The following is a 20,765-nucleotide window of genomic DNA, read 5'->3' as shown; positions in this document are numbered from 1 at the left end:
TGAACATGAACATGCAGATCCCAGGTTTTGACATCGACGGCGAGATTGGCCAGGGCGCCATGGCCAGCGTGTACCTGGCCACCCAGCGCTCGCTGGAGCGCAAGGTGGCGCTGAAGGTGATGGCGGCCAGCCTTGCCGCCGACCCGACCTTTTGCGAGCGCTTCTTGCGCGAGGGCCGCACCCTGGCGCGCCTGGCGCACCCGAACATCGCCACCATCCACGACATCGGCAATGTCGGCGAGCTGTACTACATGGCCATGGAGTTCTTGCCCAGCGGCACGCTGAAGGAGCGCATCGCCGCGGGCCTGACGCCCGAGCAGGGCCTGGTTTACGTGCGCCAGATGGCCCAGGCGCTGGGCTATGCCCACGCCCAGGGCCTGGTGCACCGCGACGTCAAACCCGCCAACATCCTGTTCCGCGCCGACGGCACCGCGGTGCTGTCGGACTTCGGCATCGCCAAGTCGCTGGATGACCGCACCCAGTTCACCCAGGCCGGCTTTGCCGTGGGCACCCCCAGCTACATGAGCCCCGAGCAGGCGCGCGGCCTTGAGATCGACGGGCGCGCCGACCTGTATGCGTTGGGCGTGGTGCTGTATGAAATCCTCGTCGGCAAGCTGCCGTACAACGGCACCGACGCGCTGTCCACGGCGCTGGCGCACCTCACCGAGCCGCTGCCGGAGCTGCCCATCGAGCATGGCCGCTACCAGGACATCCTGCGCGGGCTGCTGGCCAAGGACCCCAACGAGCGCTACGCCGACGCCGCCGCGCTGCTGGCCGCGCTGGACCGGCTGCCGGCCGAGGACACCCTGAGCACGCTGATCCAGCCGTTGCCGCTGGTCGCGCCCGTGGCGCCTGCGGTGCCGGACCTGGGCGGGCTGACCCCGGTCTCCATCGACATTCCCCAGGCCGAACCCGCGCCAACCCCCGAGCCGGTCAAGCAGCCCGCGCCCAAGCCCAGCGCGCCGGTAAAGTCCGGCTCCAGCAAACCGGCCAAGGCCGTGCTGGCCGTGGCCATCGCCGCTGCGTTGGGCCTGGGCGGGGCGTTCTTCTGGTTGCTGAGCGGCAGCGACACCCCCGAGCCGCAAACCCCTGTGGTACAGGCCCCGGTCGAGCCGGTTGCGCCGCCGCCGGTTGCAGCCAGCGAAGACGGCCGCCCGCTGCTGATGCCCGGCAAGAAAACCCTGTTCCAGCGTGTGCTGAGCAAGCCCGAAGCGCAGCTGGTGGCCCAGCCCAGCGATGCCTCGGGCGAACCGCTGCCGGCGTTTTCGGTGCTGTACGTGTACCAGCGCAAGGACGTCGACGGCCAGGCCTGGGTGCAGGTGGGCGCCGCTAGCGACGGCCAGCGTGACGGCTGGCTGAAGGCCGGGCAAACCAGCGACTGGAAGCAGAGCCTGGTGCTCAAGTTCACCGAACGCTCCGGCCGCTCGCCGGTGATGTTCCTGCGCCAGGCCGACGACGTGCAGCGCCTGCTGGATAACGTGAGCGATGCCCGCGACAGCCTGCTCAAGGCGCAGAACAACCCCGACCAGGTGCCCCAGGTGATGGCCCTGGAGCCGGCTGCCAGCGCCGTGCCGCAGAACCAGTTCTACCTGATGCCGATCTTCGACTACCGCGAAAGCTTCGACGCCGACGGCCAGCCGGTACAGTTGCTCAACATCGCCTCCATCGACCCCGGCAGCAGCGCCCGCGACAGCGCGCCGAAGGCCGCAGGCGTGGTGGCGGCCAGCGACAACAGCTTCCGCACCGGCATCGTGCTGGTGGTGGACACCTCGGTGTCGATGCAGCCGTACATCGACCGGGTGCGCGACGTGGTCAGCGAGTTGCAGCAGCAACTGGCCGCCCGTGGCGAGCTGGGCAGCGTCAGCTTTGGCCTGGTGGGTTTTCGTAACAACGTCAAGCGCACCCCGGGCCTTGAGTACCTGAGCAAGACCCTGGTGAGCCTGGAGCAGGGCAGCGACCCGGCGCGCTTCCTCAAGGCCGCGAGCCAGGTGAAAGCCACCACCGTCTCCAGCCACTCGTTCAACGAAGATGCCTTTGCCGGTGTGATGCAGGCGGTAGAGGGCATGGACTGGTCCGGCTACGGCGGGCGCATCATCCTGCTGGTCAGCGATGCCGGCGCCTTGCGCAAGAACGACCCGTTCAGCAGCACCCAGATGAACGAGGCCGAGGTACGCCAGGCTGCGCTGAGCAAGCAGATCAAGATCTATGCCCTGCACCTGCGCACCCCGGCCGGGGTGAAGAACCACGGCGCCGCCGAAAGCCAGTACCGCGTGCTCACCGCCGACAGCAACCCGAAAATCGGCGACCTGTACGTGGGTGTGCCGGGCGGCGAGGTGGGCACGTTCGGCGAGCGGGTGCGCGAGATCGGCTCGACCTTCGCAGAGCTTGTGCACCAGGTGCGCAACCAGCAGCCGCAACCGGTGCCGCTGCTGGCCAGCGGGGCAACCCTTGCGGCCAAGTCGCAGGCGGTGGGTTATGCCATGCACATGGACTTCCTTGGCCGCCACGGCGCCAGCCAGGCGCCGCAGCTGGTCAGCGCCTGGACCGCCGACCGCGACCTGACCAACCCGGCGCTGCCCACCCTGCAGGTGTGCGTGATGCTGACCAAGCTGCAGCTCAACGACCTGCAGCAGTCGCTGAAGCTGATCGTCGATGCCGCGCGCAAGACCCGCAGTTCGCCGGGCGACTTCTTCAACGAAATCGCCAGCGCCAGTGCCTACATGAGCCGCGACCCGGCCGCCTTGAGCAAAGGCGCCAACCTGGCCCAGGGCGGGGTGCTGGGCGAGTACCTGGAAGGCCTGCCGTACCGCAGCAAGTCGCTGGCCATGACCCAGGACTTGTGGCTGTCGCTGTCGGTGGCCGAGCAGGAGGACTTCATTGACGAGCTGGACTCGAAGATCCGCCTGTACGAAACCTTCCACAACGACATGGCCAACTGGGTGCGCTTCGGCAAGGCCGAGCCGGGCGACGCCTTGTACCGTGTACCGCTGTCGACGCTGCCGTGATGATCAACCTGAGCGGTGTGCACAAGACGCGCGGGCAGGGTGCCCAGCGTTACAGCCTGCAAGTGGAGCGCTTGCACATGGCGGCCGGCGAGCGGGTGGCACTGGTGGGGCCGAGCGGCTGCGGCAAGAGCACGCTGCTGGATTTGCTGGCGCTGGTGCTGGCACCGGACGGCGCCGAGGGCTTTGCCCTGGGCGGTGAGGATATCGCCGGGCTGTGGCGCCAGCGCGCCCTCGACCGCCTGGCCGCGCTGCGCAGCCGCCAGCTGGGTTATGTGCTGCAAGCCGGCGGGTTGCTGGGCTTTCTGGATGTGCGCGGCAATATCCGCCTGCCGCGCCAGTTGCTGGGGTTGAGTGACGACGGCAGTGTCGAGCGCTTGGCCCAGGCGCTGGATGTGCACGACCAGCTGGGTAAAAAACCTGCGGCGTTATCGCTTGGCCAGCGCCAGCGGGTCAGCTGCGCCCGCGCCCTGGCCCACGCCCCGGCGTTGCTGCTGGCTGATGAGCCGACGGCGGCGCTGGACCCGGTGAACGCCGGGCGGGTGATGCAGTTGCTGCTGCACGAAGCCGGGCAGCGCCAGGTGACCTGCGTGATCGCCACCCACGATGAACAACTGGCCCGCGCCGCCGGGCTGCGGGTGTTGCGCATGGCCTGCCGGCGCGATGCCGACGGCGGCGTTACCGCCACTGTGGAGCAGGCCGCCTGATGCGCCCGCTGCTGATCGCCAGCCTGGCCTGGCAGGACTACCGCAACGAAGCGCGGCTGTCGGCCTGTGGCGTGCTGGCGCTGGTGGCGGTGATCGCGCCGCTGCTGGTGCTGTTCGGGTTGAAGTTCGGCCTGGTGGGCAGCCTGACCGAGCGCTTGCAGCGCGACCCGGGCGTGCGCGAGATCATCCCGCTGGGTGGTGGGCGTTTCAGTGCTGGCTTTATCGAAGAACTGGCGCAGCGCCCGGGCGTGGCCTTTGCCATACCGCGCACCCGGCAGATTGCCGCCACCGCCGAGCTGCTGATGCCGGCCTTGGGCCGTGGCGTAACGGTTGAGATGCTGCCGACCGCCAAGGGCGACCCGTTGCTGCAACAGGTGGCGCCGCCCGAGGGCGTGCAACAGGTGGTGCTGAGTTTTACCGCCGCCGAAAAACTCGGCGCCAAGGCTGGCGACGAGGTGCAGGCCAGCTTCAGCCGCCAGCAGGCCGGCCAGGTGCAGTGGCGCCAGACCCGCTTGCAGGTGAGCGCCGTGCTGCCCCTGGCCGCCTTCGAGCGTGATGGGCTGTTCGCCCCGCTGGCGCTGCTGGAGGCGGTGGAAGACTACCGCGATGGCCGCGCGGTGCCGGCGCTGGGCTGGCCGGGTGATGAGGTGGCCGCTGAAACCCGGCGCGTGTACCCGGCGTTTCGCCTGTACGCCCGCGAGCTCACCGACGTGGAGCCGCTGCGCAGGTTTTTTGCCGAACGCAAGTTGCTGGTATCGACCCAGGCCGCGCAGATCGCCCAGGTGCAGTCGCTGAGCCGCAACCTCGATTTGGTGTTCTGGATTATCGCCGCGCTGGCCGTGGCGGGCGCCGTGGCGGCCACCGCCGCCGGTGCGGTGGCGGCGGTGGAGCGCAAGCAGCGTGAGCTTGCGGTGCTGCGCCTGCTGGGGTTTGGCAGCGCCGCGCTGCTGCTGTTCGTGATGGTGCAGGCGCTGTACAGCGGCCTGCTGGCCGCCGCCGTGGCGGGGCTGTTGTACCTGCTGGCCGAACACGGCCTTAACCGGCTTTTCATGCAGGTGCCCGGCGAGTTCGCCAGCCGCCTGCTGCCCGTGCATTACCTCGTTGCGTTGGGTGCCGTGCTGCTGGCCAGCACCACCGCCGCCGCCCTGGGTGGCTGGCGGGTTTCGCGCATCGATGCCGCCCAAGGAATTCGTGATGTCTGATAACCGCCTCAAGGCTGCGGCCTTGCTTTTGACTGCTCTGGGCCTGGCGGCCTGTTCGCCGGCCGATGGCGACGACAAGCCCAAGCCCGAAGCCCAGGCCGCCGCACAGCCGGTCGATGTCGGCAAGCTGGACAACCCCAAGCCCCTGCCGGGCGATGTCAGCCTGCCGCTGCCGTGCGGCGGCGAACTGGTGCTGCGCAGCGTCTACGTGCTGGCCCAGGGCAGCCTGGACGACCGCGAGGTGAACCTTGGCTACCCGTTCAGCGAAGGCGAGGCGGGCTACAAGCAGTCGTTCATCTCCGGCTACCGGCGCGATTTCATCAACGGCCAGTTCAGCCTGCAGGATTTGCCGGCGCAGTGGCAGCAGGCCGTTGGCCCGACGCTGCCCAAGCTCGACAAGGGCGCGCCACTGAAACCGATGATGTACTTCATCGGCAAGTACGAGGTGACCGCGCGCCAGTACGCCCAGGTGATGGCCCAGGCGCAGTCGCTGGCCAGTGGTGAGGCGGAGCCTGCCTGCCAGGCTGAAACCAGCGCCGCCGGGCGCCTGCCCAAGGTCAAGCTGTCGCGTTTTGAGGCCGAGCGCTTTGCTGCCGTGTACAGCGCCTGGCTGATGAAGCACCACCGCGACCTGCTGCCGGTCAGTGGCCGGGGCAGCAAGGCCGAGGATGGCGGCGTTGGCTTTGTGCGCCTGCCCACCGAGGTGGAATGGGAGTTCGCCGCCCGTGGCGGCTCGCAGGTCACTCGCCAGGAGCTGGAAGGCCGGCTGTTCCCGCGCAAGGTCGAGGGTAGCGACAGTGATGGGCCGCTGGCGGACTGGGCAGTGTTCAACCAGGTGGCCGGTGGCACCGGGCAGGCGGCGCGCCTGATGCCGATCGGTACCAAGCAGCCCAACCCGCTGGGGCTGTTCGATGTGATCGGCAACGCCGCCGAGATGGTCCAGGAGTCGTTCCAGCTGGTGAACGCCGGGCGCCTGCAAGGCGCCTACGGCGGCTTTGTGGTCAAGGGCGGCAACTACCTCGAAGGCGAGGGCACGCTGTTCACCGGCATGCGCCGCGAATACCCGCTGTTTGGCGGCGATGGCACCGAGCAGCGCAACGAAACCACCGGTTTTCGCATTGCCATCGGCGCCCTGTCGGCGCCGCGCTCGCGCTACCAGGAGCTGTTCGAGCAGTGGCAGAAGGAGGGCCGCCTGGCCGGGCTGACCGATGATATCGACGCAGCAGCAGACCCGACCAAGCGCCTGGACAGCATCATTGCCGCCACCAGCGACCCGCGCCAGCAGGCCGAGCTTGGGGTGGTGAACGAAGAGCTCAAGCGCAACGTGTCGCTGATCGCCCGCCAGCGTGAAGAGGCCGCCGGCAACCTGATCCAGTCGGCGGCCTTGGTGGCCGAGACCATCAACAACTACAACATCCGCCTGACCAACCTGAAGAACACCCAGGCCAAGGCCGAGGCTTCGGGCGACCAGACCAGCGCACGCATGTACGGCGCCGCCATCGCCAATGGCCGCGCCGCGCTGGATGGCGCCGTGGCGATTTACATCGACAACCTGGCCAGCGGCACGCGCTACACCGATGCGGTGATCCAGGCGCAGTTCCAGCGCGTGCGTGAAGAACTCAACCGCAAGCCGGTACTGGGCAACAGCCTGGTAACCCGCGCCACCCTGTTCGTACGCCATGTCGGGGAGTACCGCCAAAGCCGGCGGGCCGACCCGGCGACGATCCTCAAGGAGCTGCTGGCATCGGCCGCCCCGCGCCCCTAGGCACATTTTCAACTGAAAGGAACACCGGGCGGTCTTTTGCCCCCGGCCATCGACAAACCCAAGAGAGAACCTGACCATGTTCACCCGCAAACCCCTGATCAATGCCTCCCAGGCCCGTACTGCACTGCTGCTGGCCGCAGGTTTCAGCACTGTGCTGCTGACCGGCTGCGCCAGCTCGCCGGCCTCCAAGGTAGGCGCCACCACCAAGGTCGAGTACTACCCCAACTGCTACGAGCCGGTGCAGCACCTGCGCAGCACCGACGGCGACATGACCCGCTCGGTGGCCACCGGTGCGGTGATCGGTGCCCTCGGCGGCGCCCTGGCCGGTGCCCTGGTGGATGACGAAAAACGCGGTCGCAACGCCGCCATCGGCGCGGCGGGCGGCGCCCTGGTGGGCGGTGCTGCCGGCTACTACACCGAGCGCCAGAAGCAGATCACCGACGACAAGCAGCGCATCGCCTCGTATGCCACCGACATCAACAAAAGCGCCTCCGACATGGACCGCACCACCGCCTACGCCAAGTCGTCCCAGGCCTGCTACCAGCGTGAGTTCACCAGCCTGATCGATGGCCGCAAATCGGGCCGTATCAACGACGCCGAGGGCCGCAAGCGCCTGGCCGAGATCGTCTCGGGCCTGCAGGAGTCGAACAAGCTGCTGACCGCGGTCAATGGCCGTTTGGGTGAGAACCTGAACAACTACACCCAGGCCTACGAGCAGGACCTCAAGCAGGTGGGCGTGCAGCGCACCGAAGTGGTGGCCGTGGCCGAGCCGCCGAAAGTCGCCACCACCGGCAAGAAGAAAACCCAGAAAGTGCAGCCGGCCAAGGTCAACAAGAACGTGCCGCAAGAGGCGGTAGCCACCGAGAAGACCCTGCAGAACGCCACCACCAAGCAGGCTGAGGCGCAGCAGGTAGCCAAGGCCGGTAACGACCAGGTGAACGGCATGTGCCGCAACCCGGACATGGGCGACTGGGCACCGGTGCCTTGCCCGAACGTTTGATGCTTCAGGGCCTCATGGGGCTTTCTGTAGGGGCGGCGCAGCGCCGCTCCCACATGAATCTCATAACCCGCAGGCCAGCGCTGTACCTGTAGGAGCCGGCTTGCCGGCGATGAGGCCGTCACAGGCCGCACAAGGCAGAGCGCCTTGTGCGGCCGTGGATTGTATGAGGATTTGCTTGTGACAGACCTTCTGGTCAATTCCCTGGCCAACAGTTCCCAGTTCCTGGCCCGCCAGCGCATCCAGGCCCGGATCAACCTGCCGCAGATGTTCGCCGCCATCGACGCCGACCCGCGTATCGTCGGCGCCGGGGTGGTGTACATCGACGCCGAATACAACGTGATCACCCTGCGCGAATTCCAGCCGATCTGCAGCATTCGCCCCAAGCGGGTGATCCTGCGCGAGATCAAGAAGTACCAGACCCCGGCCCAGTACACCGAGCAGTTGCAGACCAACCCGCGTGAGTCGCGGGTGGTGAAGGAGGCGGTGAACACCACGCTGTCCTGTGCCGGTGCGGTGATTGGCTGGTTCGTGGTGTTCAGCGGCACCATCGCCGCGCCTTTTTCTGCGGGTACCAGCCTGGTGCTGACCTACGTCGGTGGCGCCGCAGCGACCGCCAGCAGCATCCAGTGCGGCATCGGCATCATGCGCACAGTGCGCGAAGTGACCAACCCGGCGGCCAACGACGCGCTGGACAACAGCCAGTGGTACCAGACCGCATCCCTGGTGCTCGATGGCGTATCGCTATTGGGCGTCGGCGCTTCGGGCCTGACCACCCTCAAGTACCTGCAGGTGCACAAAGCCTCGACCGGCCGTAGTTGGCTGGAGCTGACCAAGAGCCTCAGCCGCCAGCAGCGCAAGGCGCTGACCGACGAGTTGCTGTCGATCAAGCACCCGAGCCTGACCGCCAAGCAGCTCAAGCTGGAGCAGGCCGCAGGTAACCTGACCAAGCGCTACACCCCGGCGCAGATCAACCATGCCACGCAAACCCTGCTGCGCGACTCGCTCGGCGCGACGCTGGGCTTTGCCGGGAGTGGTTCGGTGCAGAGCATTGCCGTGGGGCTGTACGAGGAATTCGAATGATGAAGCCCGGCGAGTTTCAAGGGTTCATGCGCCAGTACTTCCCGACCTTTGTGTTGGGCTTTTTCATGTGTGTAGTGGCGGCTGCGTTATCGCTGGTGTTGTGGGTGGATGAGCACTGGTTCAATCACCCCGACAACCCGCTATACACCATGGTTTTCAGCGCCGTGCTGATCGTGCCGCTGTGTATCGGGCACTTCGCGATGATTCGTGGCCATGCATGGGCGATGTGGGCGGTGTTGCCGGTGCCGGTTGTGGCGCTGGTGCTGGTGCTGAGCCTGTTCGGCAGCGGCTTGCCTGCGGTGTTGTTGGCAATCGTTGTGGCGCTGGCGTTGCTGGCACTGCTGGTGTTCAACAGCGCGCGGCATCGCGAGATGCGTCGGCGGTTGGTGGAGTTGCGTCGGCAGCGCGGGCGCTGATGCGAGGAGCTTGTTGGCGGAGCATGGGGCGCACGGGTGATGCAGTACCCTGTAGGAGCGGCCTTGTGCCGCGAAAGGCGCGCGTAGCGGGCCCGGAATTTGCGCACCATGCAAGATTGCCGGGCCTGCTGCGCAGGCTATTCGCGGCACAAGGCCGCTCCTACAGGATTGCGCCAGCCTGAATGCTGCGCTGTACCCGTGGGAGCGGGCTTGCCCCGCGATGGGGTTGGCGCTTAATGACGCCGGTTGCGGGCGATCTCGATATCGTTCATCAGCGCCTTGGCCAGCGCGCTGAGGTAGTCTGCGGCGCCCAGCAGTTTGTGGTCATCCTCGGCATCGCCCTCGCGGATCAGGTGCTTGATGTAGCCCAGCAAGATCGACACCTGTTCGTAGGCATCGTCGATGGGGATGCCGGGCATCACCCGTAGCAGCGGCAGCGGTGGGCTGCCGGCCTCCAGCAGGGTTTCGACGCCTGCGGTTACGGCGGTGGGCTCGGCCATGTCATGCCTCGCTCCTGAACATGCTCATGTCCAGCCTGCCCAGCACATGCTCGCCCAAAGCGCGGGCGATATCGGTGGCGTGGGCGGCGTTGGCGAGCATGCTCAAGCCCGGCTCGCCTGCGTGGTTGCGGCAGTGTTCGTCGATGGTTTCCGAGACACCGCGCAGCAGCTCGTTGAGGTGCATGAGGGCATCGGGCGGGTACATGTCGGTGCGGACGGTGAAGAAGGGGGTGAGGGGGAGTTTGCCCAGGGGTGGGTCGGGGACGATTTTTTTCATGATGCAGCTCCAAGGTTCGCTTCAAGGAGCTGCCACGTCGACCTTCTCACGGGTAGAGGGTGGCAGCCGTGCGTGGGGTGAGAAACCGAGGGAACCTTGGAAAACTCGGCCAGGCAAAGCCTGCCCGCGCACGGCTGCCATGACGACTCAGCCGCTGAAGGATTCCCGACGGGTTCTCACACCCGGTCACCTGATGGCGACCCGAGGACGTTATTCCCGAGGTGAAAGACCGGCAACGGTGAAGCTTCTGAGTCGGGCGTAGGATAGGTCCGAAGCTGCTTGATCTCGAAGCATTTGGTAGCAGGTTCGGAAATGTCGTACAGATCCGAGGCTCGCGCCCCAGCGGTTTCAGGCCATGCACCTGGATGCCCCTATGCGATCTGAAGGCATGCACCAAGGCGGACACCTGTACTTTCGCAGGAGTAACTGGCCCGAAATAAACTGTGGGAGCGGGCTTGCCCGCGAAGCGCCGCGCGGGCGGCGCTCGATCTTGAGGGCGCTGCAAGGCTTTCGCCGGGCACTTGTATGCCTTGATGCAACCTCAAGACATGCCCATCCAAACCTGCTGCATTTTCAAAGCATGCAGCTACATGCCTCGGTACAGCTTGGATACAGGAGCAAGCCCACCCCTGAGATTGTCTGAACCATGTCTACCTAGACCGCATGAGGGCTGCAAGGTGTCCGCCGAAAGCCTTGCAGCGCTTTCAAGATCGAGCGCCGCCCGCGCGGCGCTTCGCGGGCAAGCCCGCTCCCACAGTTTATTTCGGGCCAGTCACCCCTGTGAAAGTACCGGTGCCCGCCCTAGTGCATGCCTTGAGGGGGTATCAGGGCTTGCAGGCGCATGACTGAGGTTCAGTGCCATCCGGCCCCATTCGTCAGCTCGGTAGGTATAGTGTTGATTGGTGATAATTGGTGGTTATACTACCCACCAATTCGGCGCATCGGTTACGCCAGCTGACCAGGAGAACCACTGCCATGTTGTTTCCCATCGCCATCCTTGCCGGCGACGACCAGCACGCCTGGGGCGTTGAAGTACCGGACATTCCCGGCTGCTTCTCCGCCGGTGAAGACCTCGACCACGCCATCGCCATGGCCCGCGAGGCCATCGAGGGCCACCTCGAACTGCTGGCGCAAGACCAGCAGGAGATCCCCAAGGCCAGCACCGTGACCGTGCATGCGGCAAATCCCGAATATGCCGGCTGCACCTGGGCGTTGATCGATATCGACATCACCCGCTACCTGGGCAAGGCCGAGAAGCTCAACATCACCTTGCCGGCTTATCTGCTGACCCGTATCGACAGCTATGTGCAGAACCACCCCGAGCACAAGAGCCGGTCGGGGTTTTTGGCCGAGGCGGCGTTGCGGATTTTGCAGGGGGATTGCAAGTAGGCGCGTTGAGCGGCGTTCAGGCAGCTGGATGGTGCTGCCTGGGGTGGCCTCATCGCCGGCAAGCCGGCTACAGGTATGGCGCCGGGCTGAAGGATATTCAACCGGCGGGGCCGCCCTTGGGCAACAGCACACTGGCCCGCAGGCCGCCGCCTTCACGGTTACGCAGCAACAGTTCACCGCCATGGCTGGCAGCGATGCGCTGGGCGATGCTCAGGCCCAGGCCGTAGCCGCCGGAGGACTGGTTGCGCGAACCTTCGCCGCGCACGAACGGGTCGGTGATGGTGGCCAGCAAGGCTGGCGCGATGCCGGGGCCACGGTCGTCGATGTGGATGTAAACACCGGTGATTGCCGCCTCCAGCGTGACCGACACCTCGCGGCCATAGCGCAGGGCGTTGACCAGCAGGTTCTGCAGGCAACGCTGCATCAACAAGGCATCCACCCGCACCTTGCCGGCGTGGCCGTGCACCGGCAGCGGCTCATCGTTGCTGGCAAGGTCGGCGCACAGGCGAGCCACCAGGCGGTCGAGGTCCACTTCCTGCAAATTTTGCTGCTCGCCGGCGCGCAGGTAGTCCAGCACCTGGCCGATCATGCCGTCCATCTGCGCGATGTTCTGGCGTAGCCGCTCCTTGTGTTCGCCATCCTCCAGCCGCTCCAGGCGCAGGCGCATGCGCGTCAGCGGGGTGCGCAGGTCGTGGGACACGGCGGCGAGGAAGTAGGCCTTGTCGTTGACCATGGCGATCAGCCGCTGCTGCATGGCATTGAAGGCCAGGGCGGCGTGGCGCACCTCCTCGGGGCCGTCCAGCGGCAGCGGCGCCTGCTCGAGGTTGCGGCCAAGGCCACGGGCGGCTTCGGCCAAGCGGCGCACCGGGCGCAGGCACAGGCGTACCGCCACCAGGCACACCAGCAGCACGGCGACGATGCGCAGGGCGTATACCCGCAACAAATAATCGCTGATCAGCACCCAGGCCGATTCGCCGCTCCAGCCTTGCAGCTCTTGCCCGTCGATGGCCAGCCAGTGGCCGTCGGCCAGGGGCACGGCGAACTCGATATGGGCCTGGGCGGTGCGCAGGCCGAACAGGCTGCGCCAGACGATGGGCTGGCCCAACTCGTCGGTGAGCTGCACCTTGAGCAGGCGCACCTGCGGGTCGCGGCCCAATTCATAGGCCAGCGCCTGGTGCAGCAGCAGCTCGATGCGCCGCCGGCCACGGCGCTCGTCGTGCTGCGCCTCGGGCAGCGACTCGGCGCAGCGCAGCTGGTAGTGGCGCGGCACCTGCAAGGTGCCGGCGTGGCATTGCGCCTGGGCGATCAGCGGGGCGCTGCGGGCGGCGATCAGGCGCACCGGTGCCTCCAGCACCTGGGCAAAGCGCACATCGAACCAGATGCTGCTGGACATCAGCTGGATCACCAGGGTGCCACTGACCATGATCAGCAGCAGCTGGCCGAACAGCGTGCGTGGCCACAACCGGCGCAGCAGGCGCACCTCAGGCCCCCGACGCTTCGCGGCTGAGGCTCAGCAGGTAGCCCTCGTTGCGAATGGTGAGAATTTGCGCGGCGTTGCCCGGTGCGCGGCGCAGTTGCTGGCGCAGGCGGCTGATGCACATGTCTACCGAGCGGTCGTCGGGCAGGTGGTCGCGGCCGAACGCGCTGCGCGTGAGGTGGTCGCGGGACACCACGCGGTTGTTGGCCTCCAGCAGCTCGCGCAGCACCCGGTAGTCGGAGCGCGGCAGGGTCAGGGCCTGGCCGTCGGGGTGGGTGAGCAGGCGCTTGACCGGGTCCAGGCGAAAACCTGCGAACAGGTGGGGTTCGGTGTCGCTCTCTTCGGCCTGGGCCTCCAGTCGCTGCGGGCGGCGCAGCACGGCCTTGATCCGGGCGATCAGCTCGCGCGGCTCGAAGGGCTTGGCCAGGTAGTCGTCGGCGCCCACCTCCAGGCCGATGATGCGGTCCAGGGTGCTGCCCTTGGCCGACAGCATGATCACCGCAAGCCCCGGCACTGCCTGCAACTGGCGGCACAGGCTCAGGCCGTCTTCGCCGGGCAGCATCAGGTCGAGCACCACCAGGTCGACCTTGCAGCGCGCCAGTTGCTCGCGCATCTGCTCGCCGTCGGCGGCCGCCAGCACGTTGTAACCGGCTTCGGTGAGGTATTCACAAAGAAGTTCGCGGATCTCGTCGTCATCGTCGACGACCAGCAGGGTCATGCTCATCACTGATGTACCTGTAGAGGAGGGCTTGTGCGCTGTTACGTCCTATTACATGCCCGTACATGCCGGGCATGGAGCGCAGAAGGCGGATGCCTAGAATCGTAACAAAAAATCATCTGCAAATACGAAGCCTTCCCAAACGGTACGCCAGCACACCATGAACGACGCATTCTGCATGACCCGAGGCGGCAGCCGCCTCACCCCGCTTGCCTTCTTCGTCGCCTTCGGGCTTTCCGGTACTGCAATGGCCGCCGATGGCCAGGCGTTGGTGCTGGACGCGACCAACATCGACAGCAGCGCGCTGCCGGTGGCCGATGATACCGGGCAAATCGGCTACACCGTCGAGAGCACCCGCAGTTCCACCGGCCTGAACCTGACCCCGCGGCAGACCCCGCAGTCGGTGACCACCATCACCCGCCAGCAAATGGACGACCGCGGCGTACAGAACATCGAGCAGGCGCTGGAAACCACCCCCGGCGTCAGCGTCAGCAAAAGCGAAGTGGGCGGGCGCACCGACTTCCGCGCCCGTGGCTACTCGATCAGCAACTGGAAGGTTGACGGCCTGCAGTTCCAGGGTGGTTCGGACTTCAGCAATGGCGGCAGCGCGTTGAACATGGACCTGTACGAGCGCATCGACATCGTGCGCGGCGCCAACGGCCTGCTGGGCGGCACCGGCGACCCGTCGGCCACGGTCAACCTGATCCGCAAGGCGCCCACCCGCACCTTCGGCGGTAGCGCCTACGCCACCTACGGCAGCTGGGACAAGCGCCGCCTGGGCGCCGACCTGAACCTGCCGCTGTCCGAAGACGGCCGCCTGCGCTCGCGCTTCGTGATGACCCAGCAGGACGCCAACTCGTTCCGCGACAACCAGTCCGAGCGCTCGCGCGCCGCCCTGGCCAACTTCGAATTCGACCTGGACGACGCCACCACCCTGGGCGCCGGTTACCAGTACGAATACAGCAAGGTGATCGGTGCCGGCTGGGGTGCCAACATCCCGATCTGGTTCGGTGACGGCAGCACCACCAACCTGCCGCGCAGCACCAACGTGGCGCCGAGCTGGAGCTTTGGCGAAACCGTCACCCGCACCACCTTCGGCTCGCTGGCGCACCGCTTCGACAACGACTGGAGCCTGGACCTGAAGCTGGCCCAGAGCGAAACCGAAGCGCTCAACCACCGTGGCCTGGCCAAGGTCAACTCGACCACCGGCGGCTATGGGGGTTATTGGGACCAGGACGGCAGCGGTGCGGTGCTCAACGGCCTGCACAGCTCCTCCGACACCACCCAGCAGTCGGCGCAGATCGACCTGTCGGGGCCGTTCCAGATGTTCGGCCGTACTCACCAGGCGATGCTCGGCTACAACGACAGCCGCACCGTGGCCTGGGCGCCGGAATACACCTGCACCATGGTCGGTGACGGTATCAGCCGCGCAGGCTCCCGGGGCTGCCAGTTCCGCGCCAACAACGGCCTGCCGATCAGCAACTGGGGCAACGGCGTGGATGCCGACTACCAGCTGCTGGCCTCCAAGACCGGCCGCCACACCAAGACCACCACGCGCCTGCAGGGCATGTATGCCGCCACCCGCCTGAGCATCACCGACCCGCTGTCGGTGATCGCCGGCGCCCGGGTTACCGACTATTCGGCGACCACCCTGGCGCTCACCGGCGCGCGCAGCAACCAGCAGAACAACGGCATCGTCACGCCTTACCTGGGCGCGGTGTATGACCTCAACGACACCTATTCGGCGTATGTCAGCTACACCGACATCTTCAACCCGCAAACCCAGGAAACCGTCAACGGCACCAAGGTGGCGCCGATTCGCGGCAAGAGCTACGAAACCGGTATCAAGGGCGCCTGGTTCGATGGCCGCCTGAACGCCTCGGCGGCGTACTTCCTGACCAAACAGGCCGGTAAAGCGGTGATGGACGGCAGCCAGTCCACCCCGACCGGCGCCCAGGCCTACACCGCCGGCACCGGCCAGGAAACCGACGGTATCGACCTGGAAGTAGCAGGCGCGCTGACGCCGAACTGGAATGTGTATGCCGGCTACACCTACTTGCACTTCCGCCGTGTGGACAGCGATGGCCGCAGCGACCCGTCGCACCTGTTCAAGGCGTCCACCACCTACCGGTTGTCTGGCCCGCTGGACCGCCTGACCCTGGGCGCCGGGGTGACTGCGCAAAGCAACATCCGCGCGATTTCCAGCCCGGCCGGCCAGCCGACCAATGGCTTGAGCACCGGCGCCACCGACGTCAACTGGTCGGGCTATGCCATCTGGAATGCCATGGCCAAGTACCAGCTGACCGACGACACCGACGTCAGCCTCAGGGCCAACAACCTGTTCGACAAGCACTACTACAGCCAGTACGGGTTTTATGCGGGGGCGATTTATGGTGACCCGCGTAATCTGGAGTTGACGGTGAGTACGTCGTTCTAAGCAGCAAAAGCCCGCTCCCACAGGGGACGCGCAAGGCTTCAAGCCGGCGCTGTACCTGTAGGAGATTACCCAGCCCCTCGGGCTGCGCTGTCGCACAGAGAACTGGTCTCGCAGATGCGCCACGGTCTCTGTGGGAAGCGGCCTTGTGTCGCGATGGGGCGCGAAGCGGCCCCAAGGTCTCGGCCTCATGCAGATTGTCGGGGCTGCTGCGCAGCCCATCGCGACACAAGGCCGCTTCCCACAGGACCCTGTAAATCAATAAGTTATGTGTTGTTCTATGAGAGCGGGCTTGCCCGCGAAGGGCTGCAAAGCAGCCCATTTATGACGCTAACTGTCTGGCATCAGGCTGATGCGGCTTTTTTATGAGGTTGGTTGATTTTTGATCAGGTCGCGTATACGTTACATAGCAACTGATTTGTAACGTATACGGAACATGGACTCTTCACTGATCACCGATCGCCTGGGGGCGCTTATTCGAACTCGCCGCCTCAATCGCGGGCTGACCCAGCAACAGGTCGCTGCTTTGGCGGGGCTCACCCGGCAGAAAGTCATCGCCATAGAGCAGGGCAGCTTTTCCGTTGCCATGGGCGCTTACGCCAAGGTGCTGGCTGCGCTTGATTGTGAGCTGCAGGTGGTGCCAGCAGTGATGCCGACGCTTGACGAAATTCAGGGGTTGTTCGAATGAACGGATCGCTCACTGTCAGCACACCGGAGGGTGGCAGCGGGGCACTGCTGCAAAGCGCAGGTGACTTTCTTTTTCGCTATGCGCCTGACGCGGACCGGCGCGCGGCACTCAGCTTGCTGATGCCGGTACGTGCAGAGGAGTATCGCCACCGCGAGTTGCACCCGGTGTTCCAGATGAACCTGCCGGAAGGTTACGTGCTGGAGCAACTGCGCAACCGGCTGGCCAAGGTCGTGCAAGTTGACCCTATGCTTCTGCTGGCGTTGTCCGGCAGCAGTTCGCCGATCGGGCGTGTCCATGTCAGTTCTCGATCAGTCGATGCTTTGTTGCAGCGTCAGCAGTTTCCCGGCGAAAAACTGCGAGACATCCTCGCCTGGGATGGCTCGGAAGATATCTTCGCTGACCTTGTCGACCGCTACATCCTGCGTGCAGGGGTGTCCGGGGTACAGCCCAAGGTGCTGGTCCCGGAGCAGTTCGACCCGCTGGCGCAGCGGTTCACCTCAAAAACGTCCGAGTTGATCATCAAAAGCGGGCGCGACGAGTACCCGGGGTTGGCGATCAACGAGTACCTGTGCATGTCCATTGCACAGGCGGCCGGAGTCCCGGTACCGCAGTTCTTCCTTTCGGATAACGCCCGGTTATTCGTGATGCGCCGCTTCGACCGTGACGAGCGTAACAACCCGATCGGCTTCGAAGACATGGCCGCACTTATGGGGCTTGCCGCAGACCAGAAGTACAGCAAGAGCTATGCGGCTATCGCCAAGGCCATTCGGCTTTTTTGCGCGCCTGAGCATGTTCAGGCGTCTTTGCAACAGCTGTTCGCGATGGTTGCCTTGAGTTGCATCGTCGGTAATGGCGACGGGCACTTGAAGAACTTCGGGTTGCTGTACTCCGACCCATTCCAGCGCGATGCGCGCCTGGCGCCTGCCTACGATATCGTCAATACCACGGCCTACATTCCAGAGGATGTGTTGGCGCTATCGTTATCGGGAAACAAGTCCTTGTTCGCATCACGCCAGGGTTTGTTGGACTTCGCCCAATCGTGCGATGTGAGCAACCCTGCGCAGGTCATCCTTCATCAGCTCGAGGCGATGGAGCGGGTGTTCAAGGCAGAAGCGGACCTGTGCGAGCAAGCGCAGCACGTGGTGCTGGCTATCAAGGCGAGTGCATTACCGTTTATCCAGACCTTTGGCTGAGGAGCCAGCCCTGCTGGCTGCGCTGTAGGGCAGGCAACTGAAGCGTGGGAGCGGGCATCGCATGGCCTTCAGGCATTTGCTGTACCTGTAGGAGATCACCCAGCCCTTTCGGGCTGCGCTGTCGCGCAGAGAACTGGTCTCGCAGATGCGCCACGGTCTCTGTGGGAAGCGGCCTTGTGTCGCGATGGGGCGCGAAGCGGCCCCAAGGTCTGCCTCATGCAAAATTGCCGGGGCTGCTGCGCAGCCCATCGCGACACAAGGCCGTTTCCCACAGTGACCGTGTTAAATCAATGAGTTGCAGTTTGTTCTATGAGAGCCGGCTTGCCGGCGATCACCGGCACAGCCGGTGCCAGCATTCGCCTGTGCCGGCCCTATCGCCGGCAAGCCTGCTCCTATAGGGGGCGCGCCAGATTTTAGAAATTGAACAAGTCAGTTGCCCCCACGTACTTCAGTGAGGCGCTTCAGACCACGCTCTCCCGCTTGAGCTTGCTCACATGCCCATGCCCCGCCGCCTGCAGGCGCTGCACCAGGTCATTGCGCGCCTGCCCGCCGCCTGCGCGCACGTAATCGAGCTCGGCTGCGGTAATCAGCACCACCGGCACCAGGGTCACCGGCGACAGCGGCATGTCCGCCAGGTGCGTGGCAAAGTCCGGCGCCGGGCCGCCTACCAGCACGCCCAGGCAGTCGTCCTCGCTGATGAAGTGCGCCGGGATTTCATCGCCCATGCAGGGCGACTGGCTTACCCCGGGCAGCTCCAGCGACAGCACGCCATAGCGCTCCAACTGATGAGTGATGCCGCCAGCGTCGGCCACCGTGGAGGCGACGGTACGCACCACATCAAAAGCCCAGGTGCGCATGAACGGGCTGACATCGCCCGGGGTGCGGGCTGCTTCAGGGAAGTCGGGCGATTCGATGAACAGCTCAAGCTCAAAGCCGTTGCCGCCGCCTTCGACATCGTCGAACGGGTCGCTCAGCCCGTCAGTGGCCAGCGCAATGCTGTTGGCCCGGCGCACCACGCGGTAGGCCTGGCGGGTGGAGGGCCAGTGCGGGCCGCCCATCAGGCTGGGGCTGATCATGTAGCCGAGCACGTCCTGCTCGACTTCGCCGACGCTTTGCCAGTGGCGGTCCAGGCGTGCGCAGCCGGCTTCGCGGGCGGCCTGGTTGGCGGCTTCGGCGGCGGTCATGGCGGGTTCTGGCGCTGGCGCGGTTGGTTGTTCAGCTGCTTTCGGGCGCGACAGGCCGAACAGTTTCTTGAAGAAGTCCATGGGCGGTCCTTGCGGGTAAATGGGCGACCGCCATGGTGCCGTGCGCCGCCCAGGTGCTCAACCGCTGCCTGGCTGCAGCGTGACCGGCTTGGCGTCCAGCGGCGTTTCCAGGCCGTTGTCGAAGCTGTCCCAGTCCTCGCCGAACAGCTCGACCGGGTGCATGGTGCGGCTGGCGCCGTTGCCGCAGGCCAGCGCATTGGCTGCGCAATACAGGTCGCAACCCCAGCAGATGCGCTCGGGGTGGCTGGGGTTGGCGGGGAATTTCTTGGCCATGGTCTCCCTCCATGAAGTGGGTACCTGAACCACAGGCTATGCCGCCCATGGCCAATCGGCGTGACCTGGGTCAACGCCTCAGCGGATCGGGCCGGGCGCCTCCAGCTGGCTCATCAGTTCGTCGTCCCATTGCCCCTGCACCTGCACATGGGCCGCAGCCCCCAGCATCACCGCCTCGATCAGGTTGTGGTTGAGGTAGGTATACAGGCCGGGCTGGCGGAAGGTGTACAACGCCGCACCCGCTGCGCCGCCGGGGATGAACCAGGTTTCCAGGTTGCGCTGCGGCGGGTTGGCGAACTTGCCCGAGGCCCACACGTAGTCGCCATGGCCGCCGATCAGGTGCGGGCGGGTGTCGCGGTTGGCCTGGGAGTGGACGATCAGCACCGTCTCGCCCACCTCGGCGCTGAGGGCGTGTTCGCCGGTCAACGCACCCACGCTGCCGTTGAACACGATGTGCGACGGCACCAGCCCCTTCATCAGTTGCTGCATGTCGCCGAAGCTGGCGATGGGCGTGGGGTAGCGCTTGAACTTGCCGCTGCTGTCGCGGGGGATGTAGTAGTCCTGCTCGCCGATGTACCACACCTTGTCGTAGTGCAGCGGCCGGCCCTCGGGGTCTTTCAGGCCATCACGCGGCAGCACCATGATTGCGCCGTTCATGCCGCACACCACATGCCAGGGGATCATCACCCCGCCCGGCGCGCAGTGGTACACGAACACCCCGGCGCGGTCGGCCTTGAAGCGCAGCTTCACCTGCTGGCCCGGCTGCACGTGAGTCAGCTCACCGCCGCCCAGGGCGCCGGTTGCGGCGTGAAAGTCGATGTTGTGCATCATGCTGTTGCTGGCCGGGTTGACCAGGGTGAGCTCGACCTGGTCGCCCTCGTGCACCACCAGCAGCGGGCCTGGCACCGAGCCGTTGAAGGTCATGGCGTGGATGAAGGCGCCCTGGTTGTCGACCGCCAGCTCCTTCTCCTCGATGACCATGCGGAACTCGACGATGCGCGGTTGGCCAGGCGCTTGCTGGGTGTGGGCGTGCACCTGGGGTGGGGCTACCAGCTCGGCCTTGACGCGCTCCATTTTGGCCAGGGCCGTTGCCGGTTTTTGCTGTGCTGGCGTTGCTGCCCGCGCCTGGTTACTGGCCAACAGGCTGGCACCAACGCCCAGCAACACGCCGCCGGCAAGGATGCCACGCCGGGTCAGGGCTACTCCTTCTTGCTCGCTCATGGGACTTCTCCGTAAGTCGACGAAAGCCGTCGCGCTTATGGATAACCGTATTTTGTGTGCGGGTTATTGAGCGAAAACAACAAGTGGGGTAGTGGCGGGGTGATGGCGTTGCTTGGGCAAGCTACGCTCACAGGCATGGGTTGCCAGCGTGCAGCGGC

General features: G+C 65.7%; 18 protein-coding genes. 11 read left to right on the top strand and 7 right to left on the bottom strand.

Annotated features, from left to right (window positions below):
- Window positions 1-5 precede the first annotated feature (5 nt).
- The 7 genes from KSS93_RS00515 (at window position 6) to KSS93_RS00485 (ending at window position 9,172) form a co-directional block, all read left to right on the top strand.
- Entirely contained in the window at window positions 6-3,005 is a 3,000-nt protein-coding gene (locus tag KSS93_RS00515) for a serine/threonine-protein kinase (protein WP_217888654.1), read from the top strand.
- Complete coding sequence (locus KSS93_RS00510) at window positions 3,005-3,709, top strand: ATP-binding cassette domain-containing protein (RefSeq protein WP_217886723.1); 705 nt, start codon at window positions 3,005-3,007, stop codon at window positions 3,707-3,709. The genes KSS93_RS00515 and KSS93_RS00510 overlap by 1 nt, the downstream gene beginning before the upstream one ends.
- Window positions 3,709-4,911, top strand: coding sequence for an FtsX-like permease family protein (locus KSS93_RS00505; RefSeq protein WP_217886722.1), 1,203 nt, complete (start codon window positions 3,709-3,711; stop codon window positions 4,909-4,911). The genes KSS93_RS00510 and KSS93_RS00505 overlap by 1 nt, the downstream gene beginning before the upstream one ends.
- On the top strand, window positions 4,904-6,676 hold the full coding sequence (locus KSS93_RS00500; RefSeq protein ID WP_217886721.1) for a formylglycine-generating enzyme family protein: 1,773 nt from the start codon (window positions 4,904-4,906) through the stop codon (window positions 6,674-6,676). The genes KSS93_RS00505 and KSS93_RS00500 overlap by 8 nt, the downstream gene beginning before the upstream one ends.
- Before the next feature lie 76 nt (window positions 6,677-6,752).
- A complete protein-coding gene (tagQ, locus tag KSS93_RS00495; protein ID WP_217886720.1) occupies window positions 6,753-7,676 on the top strand; it encodes a type VI secretion system-associated lipoprotein TagQ in 924 nt (307 codons plus the stop codon).
- A 177-nt stretch (window positions 7,677-7,853) separates the two neighbouring features.
- Window positions 7,854-8,756, top strand: coding sequence for an Ssp4 family T6SS effector (gene ssp4 / locus KSS93_RS00490; protein WP_217841343.1), 903 nt, complete (start codon window positions 7,854-7,856; stop codon window positions 8,754-8,756).
- Window positions 8,753-9,172, top strand: coding sequence for a hypothetical protein (locus KSS93_RS00485; protein WP_217886719.1), 420 nt, complete (start codon window positions 8,753-8,755; stop codon window positions 9,170-9,172). The genes ssp4 and KSS93_RS00485 overlap by 4 nt, the downstream gene beginning before the upstream one ends.
- 233 nt (window positions 9,173-9,405) lie before the next feature.
- Here KSS93_RS00485 and KSS93_RS00480 read toward each other — a convergent pair whose 3' ends face one another.
- Together KSS93_RS00480 and KSS93_RS00475 are read right to left on the bottom strand one after the other, a co-directional pair.
- Window positions 9,406-9,672 carry a DUF3077 domain-containing protein gene (locus KSS93_RS00480; protein WP_217886718.1) on the bottom strand — a complete coding sequence of 89 codons (267 nt, stop codon included), beginning with the start codon at window positions 9,670-9,672 and terminating at the stop codon, window positions 9,406-9,408.
- A gap of 1 nt (window position 9,673) precedes the next feature.
- Window positions 9,674-9,949, bottom strand: coding sequence for a hypothetical protein (locus tag KSS93_RS00475; RefSeq protein ID WP_217886717.1), 276 nt, complete (start codon window positions 9,947-9,949; stop codon window positions 9,674-9,676).
- Between the two features lie 975 nt (window positions 9,950-10,924).
- Between KSS93_RS00475 and KSS93_RS00470 the strand changes: the two genes are divergently transcribed.
- Complete coding sequence (locus tag KSS93_RS00470; RefSeq protein WP_217886716.1) at window positions 10,925-11,338, top strand: type II toxin-antitoxin system HicB family antitoxin; 414 nt, start codon at window positions 10,925-10,927, stop codon at window positions 11,336-11,338.
- A 97-nt stretch (window positions 11,339-11,435) separates the two neighbouring features.
- On the opposite strand, the gene KSS93_RS00465 is transcribed toward KSS93_RS00470, so the two are convergent.
- Together KSS93_RS00465 and KSS93_RS00460 are read right to left on the bottom strand one after the other, a co-directional pair.
- Entirely contained in the window at window positions 11,436-12,818 is a 1,383-nt protein-coding gene (locus KSS93_RS00465; protein ID WP_217886715.1) for an ATP-binding protein, read from the bottom strand.
- Between the two features lies 1 nt (window position 12,819).
- Complete coding sequence (locus KSS93_RS00460) at window positions 12,820-13,539, bottom strand: response regulator (protein ID WP_217886714.1); 720 nt, start codon at window positions 13,537-13,539, stop codon at window positions 12,820-12,822.
- 154 nt (window positions 13,540-13,693) lie between these two features.
- On the opposite strand from KSS93_RS00460, the gene KSS93_RS00455 reads away from it, so the two are divergent.
- The 3 genes from KSS93_RS00455 to KSS93_RS00445 all read left to right on the top strand — a co-directional run bounded on the left by KSS93_RS00455 (window position 13,694) and on the right by KSS93_RS00445 (window position 17,848).
- On the top strand, window positions 13,694-15,970 hold the full coding sequence (locus KSS93_RS00455) for a TonB-dependent siderophore receptor (protein WP_217886713.1): 2,277 nt from the start codon (window positions 13,694-13,696) through the stop codon (window positions 15,968-15,970).
- Between the two features lie 433 nt (window positions 15,971-16,403).
- Window positions 16,404-16,655 (top strand): helix-turn-helix transcriptional regulator, encoded by a 252-nt coding sequence (locus KSS93_RS00450; RefSeq protein WP_217886712.1) that lies wholly within the window; start codon window positions 16,404-16,406, stop codon window positions 16,653-16,655.
- Entirely contained in the window at window positions 16,652-17,848 is a 1,197-nt protein-coding gene (locus KSS93_RS00445; RefSeq protein ID WP_217886711.1) for a type II toxin-antitoxin system HipA family toxin, read from the top strand. The genes KSS93_RS00450 and KSS93_RS00445 overlap by 4 nt, the downstream gene beginning before the upstream one ends.
- A gap of 461 nt (window positions 17,849-18,309) precedes the next feature.
- Here KSS93_RS00445 and KSS93_RS00440 read toward each other — a convergent pair whose 3' ends face one another.
- The 3 genes from KSS93_RS00440 to nirK all read right to left on the bottom strand — a co-directional run bounded on the left by KSS93_RS00440 (window position 18,310) and on the right by nirK (window position 20,607).
- Window positions 18,310-19,113, bottom strand: a complete 804-nt coding sequence (locus tag KSS93_RS00440) for a suppressor of fused domain protein (protein ID WP_217886710.1) — start codon at window positions 19,111-19,113, stop codon at window positions 18,310-18,312.
- 57 nt (window positions 19,114-19,170) lie between these two features.
- Window positions 19,171-19,386, bottom strand: a complete 216-nt coding sequence (locus KSS93_RS00435) for a DUF3079 domain-containing protein (RefSeq protein WP_217886709.1) — start codon at window positions 19,384-19,386, stop codon at window positions 19,171-19,173.
- 78 nt (window positions 19,387-19,464) lie between these two features.
- Complete coding sequence (gene nirK, locus KSS93_RS00430; protein WP_217886708.1) at window positions 19,465-20,607, bottom strand: copper-containing nitrite reductase; 1,143 nt, start codon at window positions 20,605-20,607, stop codon at window positions 19,465-19,467.
- Window positions 20,608-20,765: the final 158 nt, after the last annotated feature.

Origin of the sequence: Pseudomonas xanthosomatis (assembly GCF_019139835.1) — a bacterium.
Taxonomy (GTDB): Bacteria; Pseudomonadota; Gammaproteobacteria; order Pseudomonadales; family Pseudomonadaceae; genus Aquipseudomonas; species Aquipseudomonas fakonensis.
Note: the sequence above shows the minus strand (reverse complement) of the source record. Positions and strands in the feature narration are given on the sequence as shown.